The sequence below is a fragment of the Vulcanococcus limneticus LL genome (assembly GCF_002252705.1).
In the GTDB taxonomy this organism is placed as follows: Bacteria; Cyanobacteriota; Cyanobacteriia; order PCC-6307; family Cyanobiaceae; genus Vulcanococcus; species Vulcanococcus limneticus.
In genome coordinates this window covers 21328-29006 of sequence record NZ_NQLA01000038.1, presented here as the reverse complement: position 1 = coordinate 29006, position 7679 = coordinate 21328, and the positions used below count along the sequence as shown (strand labels likewise).

The 7679-nt window shown below is 66.5% G+C and carries 7 protein-coding genes; 2 read left to right on the top strand and 5 right to left on the bottom strand.

The window, feature by feature from the left end; all coding sequences use genetic code 11:
- Together CJZ98_RS13310 and mgtE are read right to left on the bottom strand one after the other, a co-directional pair.
- The coding region (locus CJZ98_RS13310) for a sigma-70 factor domain-containing protein (RefSeq protein ID WP_332835049.1) at positions 1-179 on the bottom strand (179 nt) is incomplete at its 3' end.
- A gap of 139 nt (positions 180-318) precedes the next feature.
- Positions 319-1770: a magnesium transporter gene (mgtE, locus tag CJZ98_RS13305; protein WP_094591618.1), complete on the bottom strand. Its 1452-nt coding sequence runs from the start codon at positions 1768-1770 to the stop codon at positions 319-321.
- A gap of 93 nt (positions 1771-1863) precedes the next feature.
- Here mgtE and CJZ98_RS13300 point away from each other — a divergent pair, with 93 nt between their 5' ends.
- Entirely contained in the window at positions 1864-2343 is a 480-nt protein-coding gene (locus CJZ98_RS13300; protein ID WP_094591617.1) for a glutathione peroxidase, read from the top strand.
- A gap of 56 nt (positions 2344-2399) precedes the next feature.
- Positions 2400-3596 carry an acyltransferase family protein gene (locus CJZ98_RS13295; protein WP_157910988.1) on the top strand — a complete coding sequence of 399 codons (1197 nt, stop codon included), beginning with the start codon at positions 2400-2402 and terminating at the stop codon, positions 3594-3596.
- A gap of 12 nt (positions 3597-3608) precedes the next feature.
- Here CJZ98_RS13295 and CJZ98_RS13290 read toward each other — a convergent pair whose 3' ends face one another.
- Genes CJZ98_RS13290 through gyrB form a run of 3 tightly spaced genes read right to left on the bottom strand, consistent with a single transcriptional unit; the run spans position 3609 to position 7569 of the window.
- Positions 3609-5306, bottom strand: coding sequence for a glycosyltransferase family 4 protein (locus tag CJZ98_RS13290; protein ID WP_094591615.1), 1698 nt, complete (start codon positions 5304-5306; stop codon positions 3609-3611).
- Positions 5303-5611: a hypothetical protein gene (locus tag CJZ98_RS13285; protein ID WP_094591614.1), complete on the bottom strand. Its 309-nt coding sequence runs from the start codon at positions 5609-5611 to the stop codon at positions 5303-5305. The genes CJZ98_RS13290 and CJZ98_RS13285 overlap by 4 nt, the downstream gene beginning before the upstream one ends.
- Positions 5611-7569, bottom strand: a complete 1959-nt coding sequence (gyrB, locus tag CJZ98_RS13280) for a DNA topoisomerase (ATP-hydrolyzing) subunit B (protein ID WP_094591613.1) — start codon at positions 7567-7569, stop codon at positions 5611-5613. The genes CJZ98_RS13285 and gyrB overlap by 1 nt, the downstream gene beginning before the upstream one ends.
- Between the last annotated feature and the right edge of the window lie 110 nt (positions 7570-7679).

Here is a 7679-nt window from a genome sequence, read left to right as displayed (position 1 = left end):
ATCAGCTCCTGCACCTGACGGCCCAGCGTGATCTCCTGCTCGTGGCTCAGCAGCGGCACACGGCCGATGTCGCGCAGGTAGGAGCGCACCAGGTCGCCATCGACGGGCGGGGAGGTGCGCTGGGCACCGGTCGCGCGGCCGGCAGCAGGGGTAGCGGCCCCGGACCGCTCGGCGGCCACGGGATCGGCGAGCGAGGGCTCTAGCAGAGAAAGGGCGAGGACCACGGCTGGACCCTGAACTTGTGTAAAGCCTAACCTGAAGAAGTGTGAAGTCCCTCTCAGAAAGCCAAAGAAAGTCCGAGCGGGACCGCGCCCCCGCTCAGCCCGGCCCCGCCACCGCAAACCGCCCCAGCAGCCAGGCGGCGGTGTGCAGGTAGATGAAAACCCCGGCCACGTCCGTGGCGGTGGCGATGAACGGAGCCGACATCAGCGCCGGATCCAGGCCGATGCGATCGAAGAGCAGCGGCAGGGCAGCGCCGGCCGTGGCCGCCAGGGTCGTGATCGCCACCAGGGAGATGCCCGCGGCCCCCGCCACCACCGGGCTGCCGGACACCTGCCAGGCCCAAGGCACCACCACCAGCACCATCAACAGCCCCAGCAACGCCCCCGCCACCAGCTCCCGCCCGATGGCCGCACCGGGTCCGAGGGTCTGGATGCGCTGGGTGCTCAGGCCCCGGATCACCACCGTGGAGCTCTGGGCGCCCACGTTGCCGCCGGTCCCGATCAGCAGCGGGATGAAGGCCGCCAGCACCACCACCTGCTCCAGCACCCCCTTCTGGGAGGCGATCACCGCCGAGGTGCCGGTGTTGGCGATCAGCAGCACCAGCAGCCACACCACCCGGCGCCGGGCCACGGTGAACAGGTTGCTCTGGAAGTAGTCGTCCTCATCGCCCGCCTGCACGGCGCCGGCGGCGTAGAGGTCACGGGTGGCCTCCTGCTCGATCACGTCGATCACGTCGTCCACGGTGACGATCCCCACCAGCCGCTGCTCCCGGTCCACCACCGGCACCGCCAGGAAGTCGTAGCGCTGGATCACCCGGGCCACCTCCTCCTGGTCGGTGTCGGTGGAGATGCTCACCACCTCGCGGGTCATCACATCGCCGATGCGCTCCTCCGGATCGGCCACCACCAGATCCCGCAGCGACAGGATGCCGGTGAGGTGCCGCGAGGCGTCGGTCACGTAGAGGCTGTAGATGGTCTCGGTCTCCTGGGCGCGGCGGCGCACGATCGCCAGGGCCTGGGCGGCGCTGTGAAACTCCTTCAGGTCGATGTATTCGGTCGTCATCAGACGGCCGGCCGTCTCGGCCTCGTAGCCGAGCATCTGGGCGGTCACACGCCGCTCCGCCGGGCTCAGTTCCGCCAGCAGCCGGCGCACCACCTTGGCCGGCAGCTCATCGAACAGGCGCACCCGATCGTCGGGCGACATCTCCTCCACCAGCTCCAGCACCTCGCCGGAGCGGAGCCGCTCCAGCAGGGTCTGCTGCACGGAGGCCTCCAGATATTCGTAGACCTCGATCGCTTCGTCCTTGGGCAGCAGCCGGAAGGCCAGGGCCTGCAGGGTGCGCGGCAGGCTGCCGATCGCCGCGGCGATGTCCACCTCCTGGACAGGCTCCAGCAGCAGCTTCACGCCGTCGTAATGGCCGGCCTCAAGCAGGGCCTTGAGCTGCTGGGCCACCACATCGGGAAGGGCCACGCCCTTGGCCACGTCGCCGTCGGCCGCCGTGGTGATCGCGCTGGTGATCCCAGGGGGAACGCCGTTGGCCTCGCTCATCGCGCCTGGGGGCTTCGGCGCTTCGAGTGTATGGGCTGGGGTCGCTAGGGTCCCGCGGTCCAGAACACCGGAACGCCGGTCCGCGAACGAACCATGGCCGTGAATGTGAGCGATGTGGTCGTCAAGACCGCCAATGGCGGCGAACAGCGCCTGGGGGATCTGAACGGCCAGGTGCGGCTGATTGTGAACGTGGCCAGCCGCTGCGGCTTCACCCGCCAGTACGCCGGCCTGCAGAAGCTGCAGGAGACCTACGGGCCCCAGGGCTTCAGCGTGCTCGGCTTCCCCAGCAACGACTTCGGAGGCCAGGAGCCCGGCACCCTGCCGGAGATCCAGCAGTTCTGCTCCACCACCTACGGAGCCGACTTTCCCCTGTTCGACAAGGTGCACGCCACCGGCGCCAAGACCGAGCCCTACAGCACCCTCACCCAGGCCGAGCCGGCCGGCGATGTGGCCTGGAACTTCGAGAAGTTCCTGATCGCCAAGGACGGAACGGTCCTGGCCCGCTACAAGAGCAACGTCGAGCCCGATGCAGCTGAGCTCACCGGCGCGATCGAGGCGGCACTGGCGGCCTGAGGGCGAGGCTCACCCGGCCGCTTGCCCACTGGCGATCTCCCCTGATGTTGAGCTCCATGCCGAAGTCAGCGAAAGCGGAGGAGCGTCGCGCCAGCAATGGCGCGGCCAGCCTGACCTCAGCGAGAACGACTGGCAACTGGATCGACGGACTGGACATCGCCCGGGCAGCCGCCATCTTCTTGGTTCTGCTTGCCCACGGCGCCGAACTCCTGCCAGAACCACTCAGGTCATTCATCACGACATCATTCCTGCGGCCTGGATGGTGGGGCGTTCGCATCTTTTTTGCCCTTAGCGGATTTCTCATCGGGCGCCAGATTCTTCGGATTCTAGAAGCGAGATGCCGCCTAGATGTTGCCAGATTCCTGGCTCGGCGCTGGCTAAGAACCGTACCAACCTTTTGGCTTCTTATTGGAATTGCCGTTCTGCTGCTCCCTAATCAGTGGTCAGCCGCAACGGCGCTGAAGAATGCTTTCTTTCTGCAAAGCATGACCAGCCTTGAGCCGAGCGTCTTTGAAGTGGGATGGAGCCTGGTCATCGAAGAGTGGTCGTACCTTGCCCTTGGACTGCTTGCACTCCTCAGCACCCTGATACCCGCCATCGATAAACGCCTTAGTTGGAACTGGATCCTTACTGGGGCCATGACGCTGGTCATCCTTGCATCCATTGCAAGCCGGCTGCATGCTCTCGACTTCCTGCAAGCAGGACGATGGGAGTCCATGAAAAAGCTCATGGCCCTGCAGTTCGACTCTCTGGCCTATGGGGTAATCCTCGCCTGCATCCTCACCGCCCTACCCGGACTGCAGGCCCCGATCAAACGGTTTGGCTGGCCTATCAGCCTGTCGAGCCTGGCCATGATGAGCTGGCTGGGCGGAGCCATCTCCGCCAGATTCCGATCTGCCACCGAGCCAACAAGCTGGGACTGGAGCTGGCTGGCCGCCGCCGCCTACCCCATGGCGGGCCTATTGAGTTGCTTACTGCTGGTCGGGCTTTGGAACCTGAGCTATCTCCATCTTTGGCAACCTTTTCGCCAGCCAGTACGGGTCCTCGCCAAGACAAGCTACAGCCTCTATCTCATCCACTTGCCAATTCTAAAAGTTCCATTTCTAGCACCACTGTTCGCAATATCGAGTGGTGGGCTTGGCTTTGGCCTCTACCTGATCGCATCCATCGCCATGGGCCATATCTGCTGGCTGTTGCTGGAAACACCGTTCATCCGCATGCGTTCAGCCCTGAGGTCTGCGCCCTCGGCCTGATCAGGGCTCCGATCAGGAGGGCGAACTCCCGTCAGCCACGCCAAGCTTGACCAGGGCCGCCAGGATCTGCCGTCCGCGCTCCTCGGGGTAGCCCAGGGAGAGAAGCACCGCAAGGCTGAGCTCCCCCGAGGCCTTCAGGTGTGCTCTGACAGTGCTGGACTGGCCGAGGCACAGCTGATCAAACAGGTCCGCATTCATGCTGTCGGAGAGGAGGGAATCGCCCGGCTCCTGCTGGGATGCCCGCACACTCTCCACCGTGAAGGGCTGGGACCCATAGCCCTGAAACAGGCGGGCATCGGCTGGAATCCAGGCCCTGAGGCCGCGCCACTCCTCCTCAGACGCAGAGCGGCGGCGCTCGCCGAGCTCACCCCAGAGCTGGCGGTAGCGGGCCGCGATGACAGACGGGGCGTAGTGCTCCCGCAACCGCTGCGCCCCCTGCAGCCCCATCCGGCTGGCCAGCGCCGGATCATCGGCCAGGGTCGCCAGGGCCTGACGCAGGGCATCCACATCCACCACGACGCCGAGGCTTCTGAGGGCCACCATCGTGTCGTAGCTGAGGGTCCCGGCCTGATAGGGGGCCTGGATGCTGTCCACCTGCTCCGTTGTGGCCAGGACATCGGCGGTGGGAACCAGAAAACCGGTCACCCCCTCCTGCACCAGGTCGCGGTAGCCGTCCCAGTCGCTGACGACCAGGGGAAGCTCCGCGAGCATGGCCTCCAGCAGGGTCAGGCCGAAGGTCTCCTGGATGCTGTCGGCCGGCGACACAAAGACATCCGCCGCCGCATAGACCAACCACTTCGCCTCATCGGTCGCTGGCTCCAGACCTCCGATCACCTGAAAACGCAGCTGGGGAAACCGCTCCTGCAGCTCCCGGTAGGCCCCGGCAATCTGCGGATTGCTGTACTGGCCACATTCGAGCAGCAGCAGATCCGGATGGGCCTCGGCCACACCGGCCAGGGCGCGATACAGCGCCAGGGGATGGGCCTTGCTGTGGAAACTCAGACGGCCGACGGAACAGGCCACGAAACTGGTGGCCGCAATGCCAAGGCGTTGCCTGGCATAGGCGCGCCGCTCCTGCCGGGACAGGCCGGTTGCAATGGGCGGCTCCACGGGCGCCGGCAGGGGAATGACAGGCAGGGATGGCCACTGGGCCTTGCTCAGGCTGGCCTGGGAGAAGCGCCGGGCCAGATACTCCGTGTGTTGGGCCAGGATCGATTCCACGACACTCCGACCGGCCCTGGAGGTGCAGACCAAGGCATCCCAGGGAGCCACTGGTGCCGTGACACAGCGGCGCACCATCGCCACGACGGTCGTTGTGCAGAGGGTGTGGATGATGCCCGTGATCGAGAGATCAGCTCCTGGGTTCGCGGCACGCCATTCGGCGGCGGCGGCGATGGAGGGATCGGGGTAATGGATGGCGTCCACACCCGCCAGGCTCCCCATCGAGACCTCGCCGGAGAGCGCGATGCCGGCCTTGGCCGGGACAACGGGCCGCAGGGAGGCCACGAGGGGATTCCTGGAATCCGGCTCCGGGCAGACGACCCGGAGCAATTCGGCCGGCTGCAGGGAAGCGGCTATCGCCTGGGCGAACTGCAGGCCGGCGATCCGGCGACCGATCAGCTGAAATCGCGAGGCATCAAAGGCATCCCCTGGCAAGTAGAGCGCCGCAGGGAAACAGGTCTTGAAGGGATTCTCAGCAGACACGCTCATCCAGCCAGCCAGCCCCGGCGGGCTAGCCCCGCCGGGCCGGCGGCGGTCTGCACCTGCAGCCAGCGCCGCCCGCTGGGCGACCACCAGCTGCGCACCAGCTCCAGGGGCTCGCCGGCCTCCAGCTGGGCCAGCACCGGGGCATGGCGCCGGGGGGAGGCCTTCAGGCTGGCGGCGCCGGTGGTGAGCAGCGGCTCCCTGGCCTGACGGCGCCGCAGCTCGGGCTGGCGCCGCTCGCCGCCCCCGGCCGGCAGGGCCGCCGGTCCGATCAGGGCCAGGCCCAGGACCCAAGTCCAGCGCCAGTCCATCAGATGTCGAGCTGGGCGAAGTCGAGCTCGGCGCTGTGGGTCTCGATGAAGGCCCGGCGCGGGGCCACCTTGTCGCCCATCAGGATCGTGAAGATGCGATCGGCCTCAGCCGCATCCTCGATCTCCACCCTCTTCATGGTGCGGGTGGCAGGATCCATCGTGGTCTCCCAGAGCTGCTTGGGCATCATCTCGCCCAGGCCCTTGAAGCGCTGGATCGTGTAGTTGGCCTTCTCGGGGAAGGCATCCAGCGTCTTTTTGAGGTCCTGCTCGTTATAGCAGTAGGCGTGGTTCTTGCCCCGTTCCACCTTATAGAGCGGCGGGCAGGCGATGTATATATAGCCGCCCTCCAATAGGCTGCGCTGGTAGCGGTAGAAGAAGGTGAGCAGCAGGGTGCGGATGTGGGCGCCGTCCACGTCGGCATCGGTCATGATCACGATCCGGTGGTAGCGCAGGGCCGACTCGTTGAACTCCTCCCCCTTGATGCCCAGCCCCAGGCCCGTGATCAGGGCCTGGATCTCCGTGTTCTTGTAGATCTTGGCGTCGTCAGTCTTCTCGATGTTGAGGATCTTGCCCCGCAGCGGCAGGATTGCCTGGAAGCGCCGATCGCGCCCCTGCTTGGCCGAGCCACCGGCCGAATCGCCCTCCACGATGTAGATCTCCGATTCGGAGGGGTCGCGGGAGGAGCAGTCCGCCAGCTTGCCGGGCAGGGTGGAGCTCTCCAGCACGCTCTTGCGGCGCACAAGCTCGCGGGCCCGGCGGGCCGCTTCGGCGGCATTGAAGGCCTGGATCGCCTTCTCGAGGATCATGTCGATCACCGAGGGGTTGAATTCCAGGTACTGGCTCAGGGATTCTCCCACCAGGGAGTCGACGATGCCGCGCACCTCGGTGTTGCCGAGCTTGGTCTTGGTCTGGCCCTCAAACTCCGGCTCGGGCACCTTCACCGACAGCACGGCAGTGAGGCCCTCGCGGATGTTCTCGCCGGCCAGGTTGGAGTCGGCTTCCTTGCGCTTGCCGCGCTTCTTGGCGAAGGTGTTGAGGGTGCGGGTCAGCACCGTCTTGAGGCCCTCGATATGGGTGCCGCCGTCGATGGTGCGGATGTTGTTGGCGAAGCCCAGGATGCTGTCGGAATAGGCATCCACGCACCACTGCAGGGCCGCCTCCACCTGAACGCCATCCTTTTCGGCATTCACATAGATGATCTCGGGGTGCAGCGGATCCTTCTCCGCATTCATGTAGGCGACGTATTCCTTGATGCCGCCCTCGTAGTGATACACCTCCTCGTGGGCCTGGCCATCGGCCCCCTGGGCCGACGGCCGCTCGTCGCGGAAGACGATGCGCACGCCGCCGTTGAGGTAGGCGAGCTCCCGCAGGCGGGCCGAGAGGGTCTGGTAGTCGAACTCGATGCCGATCGAGAAGATCTCGATGTCCGGCTTGAAGCGCACCGAGGTGCCGGTGCGGCCGCTGGCGTCCGGCTCGGAGGCCAGGCTGCCGATCGGGGCGCCGCGCTCGAAGCGCTGGCGGTGCACCTGGTCCTGGCGGTGCACGGTGACTTCCACCCACTCGGAGAGGGCGTTCACCACCGACACGCCCACACCGTGCAGGCCGCCGGACACCTTGTAGCCGCCTGCGCCGAACTTGCCGCCGGCGTGCAGCACCGTGAGCACCGTCTCCAGGGCGCTCTTGCCAGTGCGGGGGTGGACGTCGGTGGGGATGCCGCGGCCGTTGTCGGTCACGGTGCAGCTGCCGTCGGCGTTGAGGCTGACGGCGATGTCGGTGCAGTGGCCGGCCAGGGCCTCGTCCACCGAGTTGTCCACCACCTCGTACACCAGGTGGTGCAGGCCCCGGGGGCCGGTGGTGCCGATGTACATGCCCGGGCGCTTGCGCACCGGCTCCAGGCCTTCCAGCACCTGGATCTGCTCGGCGCCGTAGGCGGCCTGGACTTTGGTGGCTTCGCTCATTCGGGCAGGGAAGGGCTCGGAAGGCGCTCTGAGGCCACCCGCGAGGGTCAATCTATCACCGTTGCAATGGAGAGGCTTCTGGCGGCCTCTCCGGCGCGATTTGCGCCAGG

What these genes read in the sequence shown, in the direction of transcription:
- mgtE (WP_094591618.1), bottom strand. Translation starts at nt 1,770, where the DNA reads ATGAGCGAGGCCAACGGCGTTCCCCCTGGGATCACCAGCGCGATCACC.
- CJZ98_RS13300 (WP_094591617.1), top strand. Translation starts at nt 1,864, where the DNA reads ATGGCCGTGAATGTGAGCGATGTGGTCGTCAAGACCGCCAATGGCGGC.
- CJZ98_RS13295 (WP_157910988.1), top strand. Translation starts at nt 2,400, where the DNA reads ATGCCGAAGTCAGCGAAAGCGGAGGAGCGTCGCGCCAGCAATGGCGCG.
- CJZ98_RS13290 (WP_094591615.1), bottom strand. Translation starts at nt 5,306, where the DNA reads ATGAGCGTGTCTGCTGAGAATCCCTTCAAGACCTGTTTCCCTGCGGCG.
- CJZ98_RS13285 (WP_094591614.1), bottom strand. Translation starts at nt 5,611, where the DNA reads ATGGACTGGCGCTGGACTTGGGTCCTGGGCCTGGCCCTGATCGGACCG.
- gyrB (WP_094591613.1), bottom strand. Translation starts at nt 7,569, where the DNA reads ATGAGCGAAGCCACCAAAGTCCAGGCCGCCTACGGCGCCGAGCAGATC.